The following is a 21,237-nucleotide window of genomic DNA, read 5'->3' on the forward strand; positions in this document are numbered from 1 at the left end:
TGGAACGATACCTCATGATCATGCCGGGCGCGTCCACATCACCCAATGGCCCCATCCGGCGCCATGTACGCCGGCACGCCAACCCGCGACCCGCCGCGCAAGGCTGGTCGCAGCCAGCAGGGTGATAGAAGACACAGCAGCCTGTCCGACGGCACGCGCCATCAAGGTTCCGCCTTCTACCATGGCATCCTTCGCCGGCGCCGCATCACACACGCTCTTCATCAACCTGGCGAAGTTGATCCCAAACGCCCCGCCAAGCCACAATCCCCATAGCGCCAGTCCTGCCCGAGGCTCCGTTCAATCCGGCTTGCAATGAGGTCCGACAACCAGCCCGGCCGCTCCGTCGTGCACGCGGATCTCACAGAATCCTCCAGATTCGTTCTGCGCCGATGTTTTGAGCGATGCCCAATGGGCGCGCCTTGCGCCCTTAATCCCCGGCGGCTGCAAGGGAAAGCGCGGCCCGCGCACAGACAACCGGCGTTTCATGAATGCGGTCCTCTGGATGGCGCGCTCGGGCGCCAAATGGAGCTATCTGCCGGCCCGGTACGGACGGGCCGGGACGGTCAAGCAGCGGTACTATGATTGGGTCTCGCGCGCGGGTCCTTTGCCGCCATCTTCAAGGCGTTGAACGAGGATGCCGACTTCGAGAGGCTCGATGCCACCGTTATCCGCGCCCATCAGCATGCCGCCGACGCCCGCCGCAAAAAGGGGAACGTTAAATCCTGACTAGGACCTATGTTTGTTCAAGACTTGCGAAAAGCTGTTAGACGCGGGGCAGGAGACCGGCGCGGCGGTGATGATCATTATCCTTGCCATCAACATCACCTTGGGGGGTAGTAGCCGGCCAAGGCCGTCCATATGAGCTAAACCCGGTTATAGGGAATGGCGTTGGTCACTAGGCAACATCATCGCGAGACCCGTCTTTTCATCGAAAAGTTTGAGCCTGTCGTCTCGCAGGGTGAGGTGCGCGGTCTGACCCTCTTTGATCTGTGATGAATACGGCACCAGGACCTGGATCTGCTGACCTCCCAAAGTCCCCTGTATGAGCGTTTCGTCGCCCATCATTTCGGTGAGTTCCACTGTCATCGCGAGAACGTCGGGGGTATCGGGCTTTGCGAGTACGAAGTCCTTGGGCCGATAGGCGGCAATCAGCTTCTGACCCTTTGAAACCGTTGCGTTCCATTGGGAACCGAGCGGTATCGAAAAGCCTTCCGATCGGAGCCGCAACCCGTCTGCAGCGGAGTCCACGTTCATCGGGAAGAGATTGATATTGGGCGTACCGACGAACTTGGCCACGAACAGGGTGCGCGGAGAATAGTAAATCTCCTCGGGGGTTCCGACTTGTTCGATGATACCGGCGTTCATTATAACGATGCGATCGGCAAGAGTCATTGCCTCAAGCTGGTCATGGGTGACGAACACAGTCGTGGCGGTTTGCATCCGATGCAGCTTCTTCAGCTCGATCCGCATCTGATCTCGCAGCTTTGCGTCGAGATTTGACAGGGGCTCATCGAAGAGAAACACCTTGGGCTGCTTGATCATGGCGCGTGCGATGGCAATGCGTTGCTGCTGTCCGCCTGACATCTGCCGGGGCCTGCGCTGCAGCAAGGGCGTTATGCCCAGGATCTCGCTGACCTTTGCGACCCGCTCCTCTATCTCGGGTTTCGGCACCTTCAGTCGGCGGAGTCCAAAGGCAATATTCTCGAATGCCGTCATGTGCGGATAGAGCGCGTAGTTCTGGAACACGAGCGCGATCTCGCGGTCTCCCGGCGGCAGGTCGTTCACAACGCGATCGCCGATGCGTATTTCGCCCGAACTTACGGATTCCAGTCCGGCCACCATGCGCAGGATCGTTGACTTCCCGCAGCCCGAAGGTCCCAGAAGCACGACAAATTCACCAGGCTCGATGGACAGATTTACGTCGCGCATCACCTCGGCGGCGCCATAGGCTTTTCCAAGCGAATGAAGTTGTATGGCCGTCACAGTGTTGTTCTCCGAACTTGTCAGCTGGCCATCTGGCGCAGCATGCGATTCATGAAGCTGAGAATTGCGCCGAGCAGAAACAGAGGGGGCAGCGCCAAAAGGATTGCCGACGCGTTGATCAATCCCCACGGCACTTCCATGCCGAGCGTCGAGAAGCTGGCTGCGACCACCGGGAGCGTGCTGTTACGCGATGTGAGCGTCAGAGCGATCAGCAATTCGTTCCAGCTGACAATGAAGGCAAAGAGAATGCCGCCGATGAGCGACGGCGCCGCCACCGGAAGCACGACCTTGGTGAAGACCTGTGCGTCGGAATATCCTTCGAGCGCCGCAGCTTCGGCAAGCTCAGGGGGGACTTGCTGAAAGGCCGGCACGCTCAACCAGATGATCGTCGACGTCGTGATGAGCGAGTAGACCAGAATGACCGCCAGATGCGTGTCGTAGAGGTGCAGGTCCAAAAAGATCGCCATGAGAGGAATGGCGATCGCCACCGGGGGAAGAAATCGCAGCGACAGCACAAAGAATTGGATGTGGTTCTTGCCCGGCGGATTGAATTTGGCCAGCGCGTAAGCAGCAGGGATGCCGAGCACGATGCCAATCGCCAGTGCCGCGCCCACGATTATGAGCGAGTTGATGATCCCTGCCTGGACCGAGGACGTGCTCAGCACATCCTGGAAATGCTCCATCGTCGGCGTGAAGAAGAACGTCGGCACGCGGGACGTGATGTCGCGCATCGACTTGAAGGATCCAAGGAGCGTCCAGACGATCGGCAGGACGGTGAGCGCCAGGACCAGCAGGAGAAGCGCCGTGGATGTGAAGCGTGAGATTATTCTGACCATTGCCGCATCCTGTTCCAGATGATGGAGAAGACAACGATCGTGACCAGCATCAGCAACACGCTCATCGCCGAGGCGTATGAGGTTTCACCGGAAATGCCGATACCCTGCTTGTAGGCGTACATGTCCAGCGTTTCGGTGGTTGTGCCAGGCCCACCGTTCGTCATGGTGTAGATGAGATCGAACGATCGTAGCGACTCCACCGCCTTCACAAATCCAAGCATGATGATCGGGCCTCGCAGCATGGGGAGGACCACGTGCCAATGGACTTCCCAGGCCTTGGCATGATCCAGCCGCGCGGCCTCCAGGGGGCTCTGTGGCAGGGTCTCCATGAGCTTGAGAATGATGACAGCGAAGAATGGTGCCCATTGCCAGATGTCGACGAACGCCACCGACCAGAGGGCCGTATCTGGATTGGCAAGGAAGTCGACCGGGGGCAGGCCCACGACGGTGATGGGGTAATTAACGAGACCCATCGTGGGAGACAGCAGGAATCGCCAGATCAGGCCAGCCGAAACGCGGGGTAACAGGATGGGCAGCAACAGGAGCAGGCAGGCTATGTTGCGGCCATGTCCCTTGGTCTTTTCATGCAGTAACATGGCCAGCAATACGGCGGATGTCATGGTGCCGGCGACCGTGATCACTTCCCAGACCAGGGATATGCGCAAGGCATTTGCGAACCGGCGGTCGGCAAACAGGCGTTCAAAATTTGCGAGCCCCACATAGTAGCGTTCTGGAAAGCGAAGGGTGCGGTCCTGAAGGGCCAGGTCGATGGCGCCGATCGTGGGCGCCAGAGCCAGCAGGAGCAGCAGCATCATCGCTGGCGCAAGACACGCCGCAACAAAGAGTTTCCGGTTCATCGCTCTGTCCACAGCGAGGGTGCCGGAGGGACTGAGCCCTCCGGCATGGGAGGTTGAGACTAGCGGTTGGAGCGCGCCAGATACTGCTTTGCGAACTCGTTGACTTCGTCCAGAGCTGACTGGACGTCATCCCGCGTGCCGGTCGTCAGTTCCTCGATGGCCAGTCCGAGTTCGTCGCCGATCGTGGGCCACTCCGGAACACGCCAGAACAGAACCGAGGTCACTTCGGATGAACTTTGCAGGGCCTCCAGGAAATCGGGGGGCATTGATGCCGTCAGATCCGGGTTGTCGAGAGAGCTTTGGCGTCCGAAGTCGGATGTCAGGCTGCGGTTGATGCGCTCCAGTTCCATCTCCTTGCTGGTGGCCCAGCCGATGAACTCGCCTGCGATCAGACGCTCGCATTCGCTGGTTGCACCTGCCGCCGCGATTCCAAGGCCATGGCCGAATCCTGCAGAGGGCAATGGCGTGGGCGGCCCGGCATAGCCGACCTTGCCCACGACAGACGAGATATCCTCGTCCTCCATCTGGGGCGCGAAGATCTCATTGGCGTAGATCATCGCGACATGGCCGGAACGGAAGCCTTCGACCTGTTCGGCAAAGGTGGCAGTACGTCCACCCGGAGGAGCATAGTCAAACAAACCGACAAACTGTTCTGTGCCCTTTACAGCTGCTGCGGAGTTGAGCTGCGGAACGCCGTCATCATCAGTCCATTCACCGCCATTGGCGAGGAAGAACGGAATCCACGTCCATACATTCATGCCTGATCCGCGCTGGCCGCGATTTGCCCAGCCATAGTATTCGGGCGGATTGTTCAGTGCCTCTGCCGCCGCGATCATTTCATCGAGCGTGGTTGGAACGTCGATGCCAGCTTCGTCCAGCAGATCCTTGCGGTAGAACAGAATGTCTCCGCCGCCCATGGTGGGCGCGAAATAGTCGACGCCCTCCCAGGATCCGACGGCTCGGCGGCTGCCGAGGAAGTCCTCGAAATCATAGTGTTCAGGATAATAGTCGAGAATGGGCAGGATCCAGCCTGCGGCCGCAAACTCGGGGACGTTGGCTTCGTCGAGATAGTAGATGTGGTATGCACCGGCACCTGTCGAGGCATCAAGTCGCTGCTGCGCCCTGCGCTCGTTTTCACCCAGCCGCGTGAAGTCGACTTGGGTTTGCCATTCTGCCTCGAACTCCCCTTTGAGCTCTTCCATAAGCCCTACCGAAGACGTTGGCTGAACCAGCAAGCGCAAGTTCTGCACTTCTCCGATACAGGTGCTGCTGTCGCCAACCTGGGCACTCGCCTGAACGGGGGCCAGCCCCAGCGCCACGCCAGCTATGGCTGTCGCGCCATAAAATAGTGTTCTCATATCACTCCTCCTCAAAAATCCCGGGGTTTGAGTTCCGCGAGAACCAGCCCCGGGCTGGTGTGCGGCACGCGACCAGTTTGTCGCGTGCGAAAGTCAGTCCGGATAAACCATCGGCTTGAGCGTGGCCGCGTTTGTACGCGGCGAACTGAGTGCGGCCGAAGTCTCGTCCAAGGTGAAGCGGGCGTTGACGATTTCATCCAGCATCAGCCGTCCGGACGCGGCGATGCGGATGGCGCGTAGGTAGCAATTGGCAAAGCGGAAGGTGCCGCTGATCTCGATCTCGCGGACCTGAATGGCCGGGAGTGGCATTTGCTGGGTTTCGGTCGGAGCCATGCCGACTAGAACGGCGCGCCCAGCCGGCCGCACGTGCAGCAGCGCTTCGCTGACTGTGGCTGGATGTCCGGTGCATTCGATCAAGACATCGAAGTCACGATCGAGATCCGTCAGACCATTGTTGCTGTTTTCGCAAACCGCACTCGCGCCAACCGAGAGGGCATAGTCCAGTCTTGACCGGACAATGTCGACAGCGGTGATCTCGACAGCCCCGTTCAACCGCGCAATCTGCACCGCCAGATTGCCTATGGGCCCGGCACCCGTGATCAAAACCCGATCGCCCGCCATGATCCGCGCGCGCTCGGCAGCCCATAGGACCACCGAAACTGGCTCCATCAATCCGCCCGCCTCGAAGGACTCGGTTTCAGGCAGCGGATGGGCGAGGGGGCTTGGAATTGAGACGTAGCGCTGGAAGGCCCCATGGACCGGGAAAGCGGAAAAATACCGGACGTCGGGACAAAGGTTTTGACGCCCGGAAAGGCAGGACGCGCATGTGCCACAGGTCATCTGGGGTTCGATGGCCACGCGCTGACCGAGGCGCGAAGGATCGACGTTCTCGCCTGCCTCAACGATTGTCCCCGATGCTTCGTGACCCAGAACCAACGGCGCAGTGACAATCAGGCTGCCGATGCGGCCGTGATGGAAGAAATGCATGTCGGAACCGCACACACCGCATGCTGCAACCTCGATGACCACCTGGTCCGAACCGCACGCCGGCATGGGCCAATCCATGATGGTTATTTCTTCGCGGTCCGTCAAAACCGCCGCGCGATTCTGTCGCATACCGCCCTCCCATGTTCACGCTCGTTTGAGATTAACAAGCGATATTCGATAAAGACAAACACAAGCGCGACATTGCTGTCAAGTGGACCGTCGCTAAAGCCATTGACGAGCCCAGTCGCAATTTCTATCGTTTGTTGATGTTGTCAGAAGTTTGTTAATGACAAACAATAGATGTTTGGGAGGTGGCGATTTGTGACACCTCCAAGCGCTCGGAGGTTATTTTATGCCCACTGCCCTAAGCAGCAGTACGCTGCCGGATTTGGCCGATAAGGCCAAGGTTCCCTGTTACGATCGTTCGAGGCTGAGCCCCGGCATCGTCCATTTCGGCGTAGGAAATTTTCACCGGGCTCATATGGCGATCTATCTCGACACCTTGTTCAATAAGGGACTCGCGCTGGATTGGGCCATTGTAGGCGCTGGCACCCGGCCTACCGACCTCGCGATGAGAGAGCGCCTGGCAGCTCAGGACTTTCTGACTACCGTCGCAGAACAGGGCAATGACAGCACCAGCCTGCGCGTGACCGGCTCGATGGTAGATTTCCTCGATCCCAGTCATCCGGACCAGATTGTCGCCCGTCTCGCCGATCCGTCCATTCGCATAGTCTCGCTGACCGTGACGGAAGGGGGCTACAACATCGATCCGGGATCCGGCCGCTTCAATCCCGCAGATCCCGAAGTAGTGCGTGATGTCGCCAATTTCGACGCGCCAGTCTCGGTTTTCGGCATGATCGTCAAGGCACTTGACCTGCGGCGCAGCGCAGACCTTAAGCCCTTCACCGTGATGTCCTGCGACAACATCCCTTCAAACGGCGAAGTGACAAGAGCGACGATCCTGGGCATCGCCGCGATGGTTTCTGCGCAATTGCACGACTGGCTCCAGGACAACCTGGCTTGCCCAAATGGCATGGTGGACAGGATTACCCCGGCGACCGGAGACCGGGAACGCGCACAGATGCGCGAGACGTACGGCATCGATGACGGGAGCCCCGTCTTTTGCGAAGGCTTCAAGCAATGGGTGCTGGAGGACCATTTCAGTGCAGGTCGCCCGCCACTGGAAGAGGCAGGCGTGACGCTTGTGGAGGACGTGGCACCCTTCGAATTGATGAAGATCCGCATCCTCAATGGCGGCCACGCCGCCATCGCCTATCCGGCCGCCTTGCTCGATATGGAGTTCGTTCATCAGGCCATGGGCGACGAACTGATCCTCAAGTACTTTCGGCGTCTCCAAAAGCAAGAGATCGTGCCTCTGGTCCCGCCCGTACCGGACACTGATATCAACGCCTATGTCGACAAGATCTCGGAACGTTTCGGGAATGCGAGAATGGCCGACACCAATCGCCGGGTATGCTTCGACGGCTCCAACCGGCAACCAAAATACGTCCTGCCGACCGTGCTTGATGCGCTCCGGCAAGGACGTCCAGTGGAGGGCTTGGCCCTTATTTCAGCATTCTGGTGCCGCTATTGCGCCGGAGAGACCGAAAGCGGCGCCCGGATCGAAAGCAACGATCCAAATTGGGAGCGCATGCGCGAGACCGCGCTTGCCGCCCGGGACGACCCGAGCATCTTTCTCTCAATGACGGACATTTTCGGCGAGGTCGCCACCTACTCCGCCTATGTGGACGCTTTCTCCGCTGCCCTCTCCAGCATATGGATGCACGGCACCCGCGAGACGCTTCTGCGCTATGCGGAAGCAGGAGAAGCCGTCTGATCTGTAGAGTCGCCAAGAGGCCCTGAAGTGAGGGGGCTGCGGAAACACAGCAGCCTCCACTTCAGCCTGGAATGCGCACCCTGTTTTCCGGAAGACCTGGAACTTCGGTTCTGATCGCCCAGAGCGAACCGGCCAGCCGGTCGCCCTCGTCGCGCGCGGCGGAGGCTGACGTCACGTAAAGTGTCTTGAGATCGGAGCCGCCAAAAGTCGCCGTGGTGATGTTCTTGACTGGCATGTCGATAACCCGGTCGACAGTCCCGTCAGGTGCCAGCCTGACAATCGACCTGCCGAAAAAGCGGCAGTTCCAGATATAGCCGTCCGCATCGATCGCCGAGCCATCCGGCATGCCTTTTTCAAATCCAGAGAATATCGTCCGGCGATTTGAAATACTTGCATCTTCAGGGTCGAAATCGCAGGCGTAGAACTCGTTGGCTAGCGTATCGGCTGTATAGAAAGTGCCGCCATCAGGGCTCCAGCAAATGGTGTTGGAGATCGCCAGGCCATGCATCCACTCCGTCACCGCGCCATCGGGCGCGATCCGGTAGAGAATGCCTTCATTGCCCCCCGCCTCTGAGGCTTCGCCGTTCGGCAGGACATTGTTGCGCATGGACCCGACCCAGAAATTGCCAAGCGGGTCGGCGCGCCCATCATTGAGCCGTACCGCCGGCGCACCGGGCAAGACGAACCCGTGATCCTGACGACTGTCGTCTGCAGGCCACCACCAGATCAGTCGGGAGCCAAGCGCAACAAGCCAGCGACCTTGCTCGCTGGTCAAAGACAGGGCCACCACCGGTTCATCGAAAAACCAGCTTCTGGTCGATTGTGTCCGTGTGTCGTAGCGGTGGATGAGAAACCGGTTGATGTCCGTCCAGTAGACGGCGCTTTCCTCGCCGCACCATACGGCGCCTTCACCGCAGGTATCGCCTGCAGGTACGACGCATTCAATACGATCGTTCATCTTCCTCACCTGTAGCTAGAGAACGCGGTATTTCTCCCACACGGTCGCCATGGTTCCGCCAGCCAGAAGCAGGCCGCGCGCACTTGTTTCCGTCGTAGCCTTCTCGATCGCGAGTGCGACGACCTCCTCGGCCAGGTCGCGGGGCACAACAGTCAGGCCATCCTGATCGGCAATCAGAAGATCGCCAGTGCGCACGGTAACGCCGGCAAATTCGATCTCCTCATCGATCGAGCATGTCGAAACCCGTCCCAGACTGTCGGTGGGCCGGCTTCCGCGTCCGAACACCAGAAAGCCCATCTCGTCGATCTTGGCACTGTCGCGAATATACCCGTCGATCAGGGCGCCCCTTGCGCCGCGTCCAACGGAGGCCGTCGAAAACAGTTCGCCCCAGGCAGCTGCAGGCCGTTTGGAACAATCGATAATGGGCACGTCACCCGGACGAAGACTGTCCAGGAAATCGATCTCTGCACCGTAATGGCGTTCGGGCGGGGCCTCGACGGGACGGCTGATGGCAGTGCGCGCCCATCCAACAAGGACACCGGATCCCGTCAAAGGGAGAATGCCGGGGTCAGCGGTCTGATTTCTGTGTCCGAGCTTGTCGCATATATCGGAGTGGACCGCGCTGTAGGTGAGGCGGGCAAGCTCATCGAGGTCGATGTCCGGATTGGAAAGCGGAGCTATCTTGATCGTCATATCTGGTACGTCCTAAAGCTTCAGGCCGGAATGCAGCAGGCCATGCGCCACGCTTCCCGATGTCGGGAGCAAGGGGATCAATGTCGCCTGCAAAGAATGGTAAAGGTCGGGTTTTCCGTACCAGGGGTCGTTGGTCGGCTTGAGATCGTCATTGAGTTGGTGGTGCCAACTCCCGTTCTGCCGATCGATCAGGTGCTGTTCGCACCAATCCCATATACGCCTGTACCATCCCTCGAACCGGGCTTCCCCGGTGATGTCGGCGAGGAAGGCGGCGGCGCCGATGCCTTCGGTGCACGGCCACCAGTAGCGGTCCTTGTCGACGGGTTTTCCGTCCCAGCCCACCGTGAAATAGAAGCCGCCATTCTCGGGCGACCAGCCTTCCGTCACCGACTTGTCGAAGAGCTTGATGGCCGCGGCCTTCATCCAGTCGTCAGACCGGCCCTTGAGCGACCAGAGCTGAAGCAGAAGCCGGCTCCATTCCAGCCAGTGGCCGATCGTGGACCCGTACGGGCGGAAGACATCCCTGCCATACTCGTAGTCGATCGCCCAGCGTTCGTCGTAATGTTCGGGCAGCCGCCAGTTGTTATTTGCAGTGGCCGTCTTGATCAGAAGGGTCGCTATACGCTCTGCGCGCGTGAGATAGAGCGTGTCACCGGTGACTTCGAAAGCGGCCATCAGCGCTTCGGTCAGATGCATGTTCGAGTTCTGACCCCGATAGGTCTCGACCGGTGTCCAGTCACGGTGGAAATCCTCGCGAATGGCGCCGAACTCTTCATCCCAGAAATGCGTGTCGAGAATGCCGCTTATGTCGGCGAGCAAGGTGTCGGCGTCCGGATGCCCGGCCGCTTTCGCACTCGATGCAGCCAGCAGCACGAAGGCGTGGCCATAGGCATTCTTGGTGGTGTCGAGCGGCGACCGATAGCCGTTGGACCAGAAATAGCCGCCATGTTCGGTATCACGGTGCCCGTTCAGCAGGAAACGCATACCGTGGTCCACGAGTTGGCTGGAGCCGGGGCGTCCCAGAAGGTGTCCCAATGAAAAGCAGTGAACGATCCGGGTCGTCTGGAACAGATTGCGCGTGGGCGCGGAGGCAGGTGGCCATCCCGTGGGCAAGGGAGTTCCCCGATCGTCCAGATCGAAAAACCCGCCCTCGGGATTGATCGACGCCGCCTGGTAGAAATCGAGCAGGCGGGATGCTTCATCGATCAGCCATGCCCTGTGGCTGGACTGGTTCACCCAACGAGGACCGCTCGGCCTGTCGACGTCAATACTATAGCTATTCACTTTGGTTCCTCCCGTTGCAGTTCTCAGTTAGCTGTCCGGCACCGGCAGGTGGAGTGGCGCCGTGACGACGGACTCCAATGCCAGGCGGATCTCTTTGGCATGCTGCTCGAGGTCTGCCTTATCGTCTGCCAGCGTCACGGCGCTCACGGCCGCCACCGGGCGCCCGTTGCTCAGGACGGCAATGGCAACGGCGGTCAATCCCTCGACATTTTCTTCAAGGTCCACGCCGAACCCGCGCCGACGTGCTGTGAGGATCCGTTCCCATTCTTGCTCAAGGGAGGTCGGTGCATTGGGGGTGCGCGGTGTGAGGGACTTGCCGAACCGTGTCTGGAAATCGGCAAATGTGGTGCATTCATATGCGACCATGGCGCGCCCCATCGCTGTGGTAAGGGCCGGCAGGCGCATTCCTACTCGTGTTCCAGGCTGAATGGCCCGGCGCGACTCGATTTTCTCGATGTAAAGGATTTCCTGTCCATCGAGCACCGCGATGTGACACACCTCGTTGATCCGCTCGGCCAGCTTGACCACTGCGGGGCGCAAGGTCGCCCTGATGTCGAGACTGTTGAGATAGGTCTGGGATAGATGGCCGGCCGCACTTCCGAGTCGGTAGAATCCGGTCGAAGGGGACTGGGTCACGAAGTCCCGGAAGCGCAACGCTCCGAGCGTTACGTGAAGGCTGCTCTTGTTGAGTCCCAATTGCCGGGCGATCTCGTTCAGGGGAAGCCCAGCCGGGCCGGCATCGGCCAGAAGTAGCAATGCTCTCAAGGCCTTGTCCACGCTCGGCATTGCCGATTTCGGCTCTGTTGACCCTTTCGGATCCGCAATGTTGCTGATCTCTGCCACATTCTTCTCCCGTCAAGTGGAAAAGCTTGACGTAGTCCATCTTTAGACGCGGTGCCATAGGAGCCCTGCGCCGGATGCGTGTTTCGTGCGTCTGGTCACGCCTCAGAAAAAGAGCTTGACCCACGTCGATATCCATCGTTAGTTCTTCATAGTCAAACACCGTTTGTCAATACCGAGTATGGAGGAGGCTCGATCATGGCATTATCTGATGTCGTAATCGTCACGGGTGGCGCATCCGGAATAGGACGCGCATCTGCGCTCCACTTCGCAGAAATCGGTGCCACAGTCGTTGCTGTGGACCGAGATGCTGACGCCCTGGGTGCACTGCCGCCGCATATTCACGGCGTTGAGGCGGATATCACGCAATCCGGGGACTGCAGGCGCGCAGCCGAGAAGGCGCAATCGCTCGGCCGCGTGAGCGGTTTGTTCAACTGCGCGGGGCTGGAGTTGCACGGGACCGTGCAGACCATGGACGAGGCCGACTACGATCTGGTCATGGCAGTCAACCTCAAGTCCATCTTCCTGATGTGCAAGCATGTCGTGCCGCTTCTGGTTCAGGGCGGCGGCGGCTCCATTGTCAACATGTCATCGATCCAGGCTCTGGCGACGCAACAGGATGTCTTCGCCTACGCTGCGACCAAGGGCGCAGTCATTTCCATGACCCGCGCGATGGCGCTCGATCATGGTCGGGACAAGGTGCGCGTCAATGCGATCTGCCCGGGGACGATCGCAACCCCTCTGGTTCAGGCGAACGCCCGCCATTTTCGTCCTGACGACCCGGATGCACAGCTCGCCGAATGGGGACAAATGCATGCGCTTGGCCGGGTCGGAGAGCCTGCGGAAGTTGCGCGGGTCGCAGCCTTCCTGCTGAGCGACGACGCGTCGTTCGTTACCGGAGCTCACTATCTTGTCGATGGCGGGCTTCTAGCATCCTTCTAATCCAGTCCTGCATGCGTGCCGGCCCACTTGATGGAGAATTCCGAGTTGAAGATTACCGAAATCGAAGCGATCGAAGTAACGGTGCCTGTGCACGCACCCCTGAGGTTTGCCTACGGGGTGCACATCGCAGTGACTCGCACGATCGTAAAGATCCATACGGATACGGGGTTGGTGGGACTGGGTGAAACCGCAGCGACGGCAGAGCAGGTGAAAAGGCTCGGGGCGCCGATCATCGGCCAGAGCCCGTGGGATCTCGAGGTCATTCGCAACATCATCTCCAACCGCTTCTACTGGAGCCGCGAGCCTTTGGTCGCATCCGCGCTGGAAATGGCTTGCATCGACCTAATGGGCAAGTCGGCTGATGTGCCCGCCTATCGCCTGATGGGTGGCAAGGTCAGGCCGTCCATCAACATGGCCGCCTATTGCTTCTATCTTTATGGGGCAGATGATGGTCGCCAGGCTGAGGTGGGAACACCTGAGGAAATGGCGGAACATGCCGCAACGCTGTGCGACACCTATGGCTTCAAAACGGTCAAGCTGAAGGGCGGCGTCCTGCCAGCAATCGAAGAAGTCAGAACGATGGAAGCGATCCGGGCGCGCCTCGGACCGGACATAAGGCTTCGGCTTGATCCTCAATCGGCTTGGACCGTGGAAACCGCCATCGAAATGGCTCCAAGACTCGAAGCAGTGGGACTTGAGTACTACGAGGATCCGGTTGCGGGCCAGGCCAACATGGCCACCGTGCGGTCACGGACAACTCTGGCCCTTTCCACAAACATGTGTGTGACGAGTTTTGCGGAACTCGGACCTGCCGTGCAGATAGGCGCGATCGACGTCGTGCTGACCGACCCCTGGTATTGGGGCGGTCCGACACAGGTCAAGGCACTCGATCTTGTCGCCCGGACCATGGGGGTGGGACTTTCGATGCACTCGGGCATAGAGTTGGGTATCGGCATGGCCGTCATGGCACACACGGGTGTAACCATGGTAGGTCTCACCGCAGCCGTGGATGCCCACTACCATCACCTGCGCGACGACGTGATCAAGGGCCCCATGCTCCTTCCCAAGGATGGCGTTCTGGCACCGCCGGAAGGCCCGGGCTGGGGGGTGGAACTCGATGAGGGCAAGCTGGCCAAATACGCCGAAATCCATCGGTCGGGCATTTACCGGAACGTTTACGTCGAAGCGAACGCCACTGGCCCCGACGCGAACCGGCCTGGCTGGTTCCCAATCATTCCAGGATGGTGACCGACATCAGGCGTAGTCGCCAGGGCGGCGCCTGGGCGCCAGAATGCAACCAGTAACGGATTAAGCCAATGAACACCGATGCTGCGGAAACACAATCGGCCAGCGCCGCCCAGATCGATAGAACGAAGTTTTGGATGTCCGGGATAAACCCTATCGTCTATCCCACCATTCTGGCGCTGATCCTGCTTGCCATGTTTTCCGACAAGTTCTTCACGGTCGAGAACCAGTTGAACATCCTTCGAACGGCGGCCGCAGCAATCATCATCGGTGTGGGACAGACCTTCGTCATCACGGCCCGGCAGATCGACCTCAGCGTTGGCTCGTCCATGGCGGTGGTGATGGGCCTGACCGGGTTTTTGGTGCTCGACGGCTACCCGATCATTGTCTGCTTCGGCTTCGCTCTCATTGTTGGGCTATTGCTCGGGCTGATCAACGGCCTCATCGTCAGCTATCTCAAGGTGCCCGCGCTTCTGGCCACGCTGGGCACACTCGTCCTGTTCCGCGGCGCGATCCAGGAACTGATGTATGGAAACTATCACGTCCGCTTTCCCGCCGCTTTCGTACAACTCGGCCAGGGCAGCACGTTTGGCATTCCGAACCTGGTTTGGGCCGCTGCCACGGTAGCGCTTGTCGGCTACATCGTGATGACCCGACTGAGATTCGGCCGCTACGTTGTGGCGACGGGGGGCAATCCGGACGCTGCAATGATCAGCGGCATCAAAACCAACCGTGTCATCATAACGGCCTTTGTCTTGCAGGGCGTGCTCGTTGCGATCGCTGCATTTCTGCTCATGGGAAGAATGAACAGCGCGCATCCAACCGTGGGCCAGGGACTGGAACTGCACATCATTGCGGGCGTGATCCTCGGCGGTACGAGCCTGTTTGGCGGCGTTGGCCGGATCTGGGGAATGGCGATTGCAATGTACCTGATTTCGGTACTCGAGAACGGACTGCTTTTGGCCGGCGCCGGATTCTTCTGGCAGCAAATTCTGTTGGGAATTCTGCTCATCACATCAGTCGCAATCCAGATCCGCCGAAACGGGGGAATCGGAGGAGCATTCGGCTGAAGAAATCAACTGCAATCAGGGAGGAAGGACGATGAAATACAAAGCTGCACTACTGATGGCGACAGCCGCCATTCTGCACTCAATACCGCATGCCGCCGCTCAAGTGTCGGTATCCTATGTTTCACCCACGGGTGACGTGACGGAAGGTCCCGGACAAACGCTGATCGGCGTGCGAGAGGGACTTGAGGAAATGGATCCCTCGATCCGGTTCTTCAGTTCGGTGCCGCCGGCGCACAATGATCCTGCCGCCTTCGACAGGATTCTGTCCGATCAGGTCGTGCTGGCACCGACCTATCTCATGGTGACACCGGCAACGGCCATGGTCGACATCTACGACCGGCTCAACGAGGCGACTGCCAAAGGGGTGAAACTGATCCTGTTCGCGCCGCCGATCGGACTGGACGAACACCCGATCGATCCACTCACCTACATTATCGTGCCCGAAGACGAGATGGGCCGCATGGCCGGTCGCGACATCGCTGAAATGGCTTGCGAGCAAGGCCGCAGCCCGATCAATTTGGCGATGTTCCACGGCATTCCCACAAGTGAAATCGGGAACCTGCGCAGCGAGGGGTTCCTCACGACCCTTCGCGAGGAGCTGGAAACCTGCGATATTCCGCTTAATGTTCTGGTCGAGGAATACACCAACTTCAGTCGGGAAATGGCGTTCAATACGGTTGAACCCGTAATGACGGCCCATCCCGAGATCAACGTGATCTTTGGCGCCAACAGCAATACTGCGCTCGGCGTCATGGAGGGACTGCAGGCGACCGGCATTCAGCCTGGAGCCGACGGTATCTGGATTGCTGGCCAGGGCGGGCAACTCGATGAACTTGCTGCGGTGTGCCGCGGCGAAATCATGACAGTGCCCTTCCGGGATCCACGCAGGATGGCCGATGTCGCCCTCGAAATCGTGCAGATGGACATAGACGGCAGGTCCGCAGACATCGAGCCGGTCTATCAGACTCAGCTTTCCCCCATCCGCACATGTGACGATGTCTTCGCCACGGTGCCAAGGGAAATGCTTGAATCCCGAGGTTTCCGGCCGCTGATTCCTGAAGAACTCTGGCAGGACTGAACCTGGTTGCGGGTGGCGGATTCGAAAGTCGACCACTCGCGAACCGACACTGTGACTGCGAGGATTGAAATGCAGCAAGAATCGATACTGGAAGCGGTCAACCTGACCAAGCACTTCGGGGCCATCAAGGCCGTTGACGGGGTCTCGTTCGCTCTGCATCCGGGCGAATGTGTAGGGCTTGTCGGTGATAACGGTGCTGGAAAGTCCACGATCATCAAGATGCTATCGGGGTACCACGAACCGACATCGGGCGAGATCCGCATTGCCGGCAAGCCTGTGAAGTTTGGTAGCCCCAATGACTCGCGCACGCATAAGATCGAAACCGTTTATCAGAACCTTGCGCTCGTCAATCAGATCGATGTTCCGGGCAATTTCTTCCTTGGCCGCGAACTCTACAAGTTCAATGCCCGCTGGCTTGGGTGGCTGGATCACAAGGAAATGGCAATCCGGGCGTCATCCGAGCTGGACCGTGTCGGTGTGAATGTGCCCAGCATGATTGCGCCTGTCGCGACCATGTCCGGCGGACAACGCCAGGGAATTGCAATCGCGCGCAGTGTGTTCTGGGGCAGCAATTGTCTCATTCTCGACGAGCCGACTGCCGCATTGGGCGTCAAGGAGACGGCGAACGTTGCCAAACAGATCGAGCAGGTGCGCGACAGTGGTGTCGCCGTTCTGCTTGTGGCGCATGACATTGATCTGGTGAAGCGCATCTGCAACAGGATCGTTGTGCTTCGTCAGGGAAAAGTATGGTCTGAGATTATGGCCGACGAAGTAAACACGTCCGACATTGTGCACCACATTACAGGCACCATGCAGTAGCACAGGCCGCTGGTCCCCTTGGATCCACCCGAGGGTGGCGCTTGGCTCTCTGATGACGGCGGGATCGGAACCGGAGCCGGGTTGAACGAAATGGGATCGACTTTTGGAGGCGATACGGGATCGATGGGTGAAGGTCCCAAACCCGGGGTGGGGGCCGGACTTGGGTGAGCCGGGAAATCAGGAACGATTATCGGGGGAACACCGGGCGTGCAGCCGCGCGCTCATCACTGAGCGTAAGGTCGGGATTGACTCCGTTCGTTGTCAACGTTCCCGTCATAGCGCGATGCCATCCGTCGTTTGGCCCATTAAGTGTGGTTGGAGGTCTTCTCGGTCGCGCAGGATACCATTGGCAGTAGTATTCTTTCTTCTGGCGTGTTCGAGTTTGGCTTCGCGATCGACTGAGCCCACTCGTATTATGGCCGTATCCTGTCGTCCACCCCTGCCATCCGGTGCCGGCCCATCGGCAGCATGATCGGCCTGCCCGAGGTCGGATCGGTGATGATGCGGCTTTCAAGACCGAAGACCTGCCGCACATTCTGTTCCGTCAATACGTCTTCCGGTTCGCCAGAGACGTGCAGGCGCCCTCCCACCATTGCAAGGAGGCAGTCCGCATAGCGCGCTGCAAGATTGAGATCATGCAGCACCATGACGATGGTGGTGCCGCGCGCGTGATTGAGATCGGTCAGCAGATCGAGCACCTCGATCTGATGGTTGATGTCGAGAAATGTCGTCGGCTCATCCAGCAGCAGAATACCCGTCTGCTGCGCCAGCGCCATGGCGATCCAGACACGCTGGCGTTGCCCGCCGGAAAGCTCGTCGATCGGCCTTTCGGCAAGCTCCTTGATCCTGGTTGCCGTGAGTGCGGTGTCCACAGCTTCGTCGTCCTTGCGCGTCCAGCGTGAAAACATACCCTGATGAGGATGTCTTCCACGGCCGACGAGGTCGGCAACCGTGATGCCTTCCGGTGCGATCGGTGATTGGGGAAGCAAGCCCAATGTCCGAGCCAGCTCTCGGGGTGGGGTCCGATGAATCGACTTGCCGTCGAGCAGTACATGCCCCCGACGCGGCGAGATGAGTCGGGACATCACGCGCAAGAGGGTGGACTTCCCGCAGGCATTGGCGCCGACGATCACGGTGATCCTGCCGGATGGCACGACAAGGTCAAGCCCGCTCAAAACGTCGGTATCGCCATAGCCCGCCGAAAGCTGGCTGGCGGTAAGGGAATGAATGGTCATAGCGAGCCTCCGGTCCGGTTGACGCGGACGATCAGGAAAATCAGATACGGAGCACCCAACGCGCCGGTCACCACGCCCACCGGGTAGCGGTTTGGCAAAAGGAACTGGCCGCAATAATCGCCTGTCAGCACGAGCGTCGCCCCGATCAGCGCCGATGGGATCAGCAGCGATCCGTTGGTTCCTATAACGCGGGCGGCGATCGGCCCGGACAGAAAGGCGACGAAGGCGATCGGCCCTGTCACCGCCGTCGCAGACGCGATCATGCCGACTGCCGCAACGATGACCAGGATGCGGGTCCTCGTAACTCCGACACCCAGGGCTGCTGCGGCGTCGTCGCCCAGCCTCAGCGCCTCCAGGTCGCGCACGCGGCTTAGCAGAAGCCCGCCGAAGGCAACCAGCGCCAGAAGAAGTGGGAGCGCCTGGCCGAGTTGCGCACCGTTGACGCTGCCGGTCAGCCAGCGCATCGCCTCTTGCAGGTTCCAAGCGGGCGCGCGGGAGAGGATATAGGCGATGAAGCTTTCCAGCATGGCCGAAACGCCGATGCCGACAAGGATCAGCCGGGTTCCGGCAACGCCGTTCCTGGACGAAAGAGCATAGACCAGCAGCGCTACACCCAGACCGGCGGCAACGGCAAAGACGGAAACGACGGGCCCGTCCAGCGACAGTACGACGATGGCAAAGACAGCCGCCGCGCTTGCACCTGAGCTGATGCCGATGATGTCCGGGCTGGCAAGGGGATTGCGCAGCATGATTTGGAAGGCTACGCCGCCAAGCCCGAAGCTCAGCCCCGCAAGGACCGACAGTACCGCCCGTGGGAGCCGCAACTGCCCGACGGTAAAGGCCGCGCCCGGCACATCCGCACCCAGCAGCACGCGGATGACGTCATTCGGCGGCGTGAAGGATTGTCCCAGCGACAGCGTCAGGGCGAAGATCGCGGCCAGCAAGGCTACGAGAACGGCGATCACAAGATTGCGCCTGCGCGCACGGCGGCGGCGATTGCCAACGATCGAATCGATGGTGGGGGAATGCATCGTCACAACTCACGAACGCGCTGACGTCTGACAATCCAGATGAAAAACGGCGCCCCGACGAACGCGGTGACGATGCCGACGTCAAGCTCGGCTGGCCGGGCGACAATGCGCCCGACGATATCGGCAGCCAGCAGCAGACTTGCGCCGCCAAGTGCTGAAAACGGCAGCAGCCAGCGATGATCGACTCCGACCAGTAAGCGGCACAGATGCGGCACGACCAGTCCCAGAAAACCGATCGGCCCGCAAATCGCCGTGGTGGCCCCGCACAGGAGGATCGCGCCAAGCGCGGCGCTTACACGGGCCACGGCGACACGCTCGCCAAGCCCGGCCGCCAACTCGTCGCCCAAAGCCAACGAGTTCAGTTTTCGTGCCGACAGCAGGCTGATGGCAAAACCCACGGCAAGAAATGGCAGCACGTGGGAAATGCGGTCGAAGGTCGCTCCGCCCACGCCGCCGATCTGCCACGAGCGGATGCCGCCCGCGATATCGTTTCGCGGCAGCACCACTGCTATCACCATCGAGGAAAAGGCGACCGAGGTGGCTGCTCCGGCAAGGGCCAGCTTGAGGGGCGTTGCCCCGCCGCGCCCCAGGGAGCCGATGATATAAACAAAGACCGCCGAAGCTCCAGCGCCCAGAATGGCCATCCAGATATAGGCATAGGCCGAGATCATATCGAACCAGGCCACTCCGATGACGACGGCAAGCGACGCACCCATATTGACGCCCAGAATACCCGGATCGGCAAGAGGATTGCGTGTCACGCCCTGCATGACGGCACCCGCAAGCCCCAATGCGGCTCCGGCGAGCGCGGCAAGCAGCGTCCGCGGAATCCGCACGGCGACTGCCGCCTGACCGATACTGTCAACCTGACCGCCAAGCGCCGCGATGATGTCGTTCCAGCCCACCTCGCGCGTACCGATCGCCACGGAAGAAGCGCATAGCGCGGCGAGAGCCACGATCAGCACAGCCAGCCCGAAGCTCCGTATACGGGCCGACTTTCCGGGAAAAGACGCCCGACCAGACGACTCCACGCTGTCGGCTGTCATTCGGACTTTTGGGCCGCTTCCGCAAGCAAGGCCACATAGTCCTTCAGCACCCACGAGATCGAAAGCGGTGTCGGATTTGCCGCGGTACCAAGCGGATCCCTCCGCAGCATGACCACAGCATCGTTGGCGACTGCCGGCATTCTGGACGTGAGCGGATTGGCTTTCAGTGCTTCGAGCAGTTCCCGATCGCCATAGGTCACGAGGATATCGACATCGTCGAAGACATCGATACGCTCGGCGCTGATGGAGCCCGAGAACCGGCCTGCCGCTGAGGCCTCTACAACGCATTTCGACGATTTCAGCCCCAGATCTGCGAAGAACTTCACTCGGGAATCGTTGGAGGTGTAGAAATTCACGGTGCTCAAATCGGTTGTGTCGAGATGGGTGATGAACATTGCCGTTTTCCACTGAAGCTGGGGATGCCCGGCGACTGCACGGGCAATCTCGGCCTCGATGTCGGCGACCAGCGCATCGCCCTCAGCGGCCATGCCCAGCCCGGCGCTGTTGTAGCGGATCATGTCGCGCCAGTCGGTCGACCACGCGGACTTGGGATAGGCGACGACCGGAGCGATTTGGCTGAGCGTATCGTATTCCGACTGGCTCAGACCGGAATAGGACGCCAGGATCACATCGGGGTCGGTGGCGGCGACCGCTTCGAAGTCGATGCCGTCGCCCTCATCGAAAAGCACCGGTTTGTCGGCGCCGAGCTCGGCCAGTTTTTCGGCCACCCAAGGCAGTAGCCCGTCGCCATCGTCATCGCCGAAATTGGCTGCGGCAAAACCGACAGGCACAATCCCGAGCGCCAGTGGAACTTCATGGTTCGCCCAGGCAACCGTCGCAACCCGTTCAGGCTTTTCAGCGATGGTCGTCGTGCCCAGAGCGTGTTCAATGATGACAGGATAGGCGCTTTCCCCTGCCCACGCGCAACCGAATGCAACGATGGAGAAGCAGGTCGCGGCAAACGGTACCGACAGGCGCAAGAACCGTAGCATTGGCGAAACTCTCCATGAAATTTAAGTGGACTTTCAGTCTCAGGTTCATCGGGCGACGTCAAGTCGGGTGCCGGTGCCTCTACTGAAGAGCGCCGAAATTTCCGGAGATTCCTACAAAAACGGGAAAACTTACAATACTGGATAAT

Annotated in this window: 21 protein-coding genes; 8 read left to right on the forward strand and 13 right to left on the reverse strand. The window is 59.9% G+C overall.

Annotation, left to right across the window (positions count from 1 at the left end; genetic code table 11):
- Window positions 1-394 precede the first annotated feature (394 nt).
- Complete coding sequence (locus ACFP9U_RS03410; RefSeq protein ID WP_378619030.1) at window positions 395-628, forward strand: transposase; 234 nt, start codon at window positions 395-397, stop codon at window positions 626-628.
- Complete coding sequence (locus ACFP9U_RS03415; protein ID WP_378619079.1) at window positions 583-726, forward strand: hypothetical protein; 144 nt, start codon at window positions 583-585, stop codon at window positions 724-726. The genes ACFP9U_RS03410 and ACFP9U_RS03415 overlap by 46 nt, the downstream gene beginning before the upstream one ends.
- 147 nt (window positions 727-873) lie before the next feature.
- Here ACFP9U_RS03415 and ACFP9U_RS03420 read toward each other — a convergent pair whose 3' ends face one another.
- From ACFP9U_RS03420 to ACFP9U_RS03440, 5 genes are all read right to left on the reverse strand, one after another.
- Window positions 874-1,983 (reverse strand): ABC transporter ATP-binding protein, encoded by a 1,110-nt coding sequence (locus tag ACFP9U_RS03420; protein WP_378619032.1) that lies wholly within the window; start codon window positions 1,981-1,983, stop codon window positions 874-876.
- A gap of 20 nt (window positions 1,984-2,003) precedes the next feature.
- A complete protein-coding gene (locus ACFP9U_RS03425) occupies window positions 2,004-2,714 on the reverse strand; it encodes a carbohydrate ABC transporter permease (protein WP_378619034.1) in 711 nt (236 codons plus the stop codon).
- A gap of 92 nt (window positions 2,715-2,806) precedes the next feature.
- A complete protein-coding gene (locus ACFP9U_RS03430) occupies window positions 2,807-3,676 on the reverse strand; it encodes a carbohydrate ABC transporter permease (protein WP_378619035.1) in 870 nt (289 codons plus the stop codon).
- Between the two features lie 59 nt (window positions 3,677-3,735).
- On the reverse strand, window positions 3,736-5,034 hold the full coding sequence (locus tag ACFP9U_RS03435) for an ABC transporter substrate-binding protein (RefSeq protein ID WP_378619037.1): 1,299 nt from the start codon (window positions 5,032-5,034) through the stop codon (window positions 3,736-3,738).
- Between the two features lie 93 nt (window positions 5,035-5,127).
- A complete protein-coding gene (locus ACFP9U_RS03440; protein WP_378619039.1) occupies window positions 5,128-6,150 on the reverse strand; it encodes an NAD(P)-dependent alcohol dehydrogenase in 1,023 nt (340 codons plus the stop codon).
- 223 nt (window positions 6,151-6,373) lie between these two features.
- On the opposite strand from ACFP9U_RS03440, the gene ACFP9U_RS03445 reads away from it, so the two are divergent.
- The gene (locus ACFP9U_RS03445) at window positions 6,374-7,858 is read left to right on the forward strand and encodes a mannitol dehydrogenase family protein (RefSeq protein WP_378619040.1); all 1,485 of its coding nucleotides are present in this window, start codon (window positions 6,374-6,376) and stop codon (window positions 7,856-7,858) included.
- A 61-nt stretch (window positions 7,859-7,919) separates the two neighbouring features.
- Here ACFP9U_RS03445 and ACFP9U_RS03450 read toward each other — a convergent pair whose 3' ends face one another.
- From ACFP9U_RS03450 to ACFP9U_RS03465, 4 genes are read right to left on the reverse strand one after another with little or no spacing between them, the layout of a single operon-like run.
- Window positions 7,920-8,816: an SMP-30/gluconolactonase/LRE family protein gene (locus ACFP9U_RS03450; RefSeq protein WP_378619077.1), complete on the reverse strand. Its 897-nt coding sequence runs from the start codon at window positions 8,814-8,816 to the stop codon at window positions 7,920-7,922.
- Window positions 8,817-8,831: 15 nt separating this feature from the next.
- Window positions 8,832-9,509: an RraA family protein gene (locus ACFP9U_RS03455; RefSeq protein ID WP_378619042.1), complete on the reverse strand. Its 678-nt coding sequence runs from the start codon at window positions 9,507-9,509 to the stop codon at window positions 8,832-8,834.
- A gap of 12 nt (window positions 9,510-9,521) precedes the next feature.
- Entirely contained in the window at window positions 9,522-10,793 is a 1,272-nt protein-coding gene (locus ACFP9U_RS03460; RefSeq protein WP_378619043.1) for an AGE family epimerase/isomerase, read from the reverse strand.
- Window positions 10,794-10,820: 27 nt separating this feature from the next.
- A complete protein-coding gene (locus ACFP9U_RS03465) occupies window positions 10,821-11,636 on the reverse strand; it encodes an IclR family transcriptional regulator (RefSeq protein ID WP_378619045.1) in 816 nt (271 codons plus the stop codon).
- 195 nt (window positions 11,637-11,831) lie between these two features.
- On the opposite strand from ACFP9U_RS03465, the gene ACFP9U_RS03470 reads away from it, so the two are divergent.
- The 5 genes from ACFP9U_RS03470 (at window position 11,832) to ACFP9U_RS03490 (ending at window position 16,787) form a co-directional block, all read left to right on the forward strand.
- Window positions 11,832-12,575 (forward strand): SDR family NAD(P)-dependent oxidoreductase, encoded by a 744-nt coding sequence (locus tag ACFP9U_RS03470; protein ID WP_378619047.1) that lies wholly within the window; start codon window positions 11,832-11,834, stop codon window positions 12,573-12,575.
- Window positions 12,576-12,620: 45 nt separating this feature from the next.
- Entirely contained in the window at window positions 12,621-13,823 is a 1,203-nt protein-coding gene (locus ACFP9U_RS03475; RefSeq protein WP_378619048.1) for an enolase C-terminal domain-like protein, read from the forward strand.
- 68 nt (window positions 13,824-13,891) lie between these two features.
- Window positions 13,892-14,890 (forward strand): ABC transporter permease, encoded by a 999-nt coding sequence (locus ACFP9U_RS03480; RefSeq protein WP_378619050.1) that lies wholly within the window; start codon window positions 13,892-13,894, stop codon window positions 14,888-14,890.
- Window positions 14,891-14,921: 31 nt separating this feature from the next.
- Entirely contained in the window at window positions 14,922-15,968 is a 1,047-nt protein-coding gene (locus ACFP9U_RS03485) for a sugar ABC transporter substrate-binding protein (RefSeq protein WP_378619051.1), read from the forward strand.
- Window positions 15,969-16,037: 69 nt separating this feature from the next.
- Window positions 16,038-16,787, forward strand: a complete 750-nt coding sequence (locus ACFP9U_RS03490; RefSeq protein ID WP_378619053.1) for an ATP-binding cassette domain-containing protein — start codon at window positions 16,038-16,040, stop codon at window positions 16,785-16,787.
- Between the two features lie 413 nt (window positions 16,788-17,200).
- On the opposite strand, the gene ACFP9U_RS03495 is transcribed toward ACFP9U_RS03490, so the two are convergent.
- The 4 genes from ACFP9U_RS03495 to ACFP9U_RS03510 are packed head-to-tail and all read right to left on the reverse strand — an operon-like array spanning window position 17,201 to window position 21,091.
- Window positions 17,201-18,022, reverse strand: a complete 822-nt coding sequence (locus ACFP9U_RS03495) for an ABC transporter ATP-binding protein (RefSeq protein WP_378619054.1) — start codon at window positions 18,020-18,022, stop codon at window positions 17,201-17,203.
- A complete protein-coding gene (locus ACFP9U_RS03500) occupies window positions 18,019-19,053 on the reverse strand; it encodes a FecCD family ABC transporter permease (protein ID WP_378619056.1) in 1,035 nt (344 codons plus the stop codon). The genes ACFP9U_RS03495 and ACFP9U_RS03500 overlap by 4 nt, the downstream gene beginning before the upstream one ends.
- A gap of 2 nt (window positions 19,054-19,055) precedes the next feature.
- The gene (locus ACFP9U_RS03505) at window positions 19,056-20,099 is read right to left on the reverse strand and encodes a FecCD family ABC transporter permease (protein ID WP_378619058.1); all 1,044 of its coding nucleotides are present in this window, start codon (window positions 20,097-20,099) and stop codon (window positions 19,056-19,058) included.
- Complete coding sequence (locus ACFP9U_RS03510; protein ID WP_378619060.1) at window positions 20,096-21,091, reverse strand: iron-siderophore ABC transporter substrate-binding protein; 996 nt, start codon at window positions 21,089-21,091, stop codon at window positions 20,096-20,098. Before ACFP9U_RS03510 ends, ACFP9U_RS03505 begins: the two co-directional genes overlap by 4 nt.
- Between the last annotated feature and the right edge of the window lie 146 nt (window positions 21,092-21,237).

The sequence above is a fragment of the Nitratireductor sp. GCM10026969 genome (assembly GCF_042660605.1).
Classification (GTDB): Bacteria; Pseudomonadota; Alphaproteobacteria; order Rhizobiales; family Rhizobiaceae; genus Chelativorans.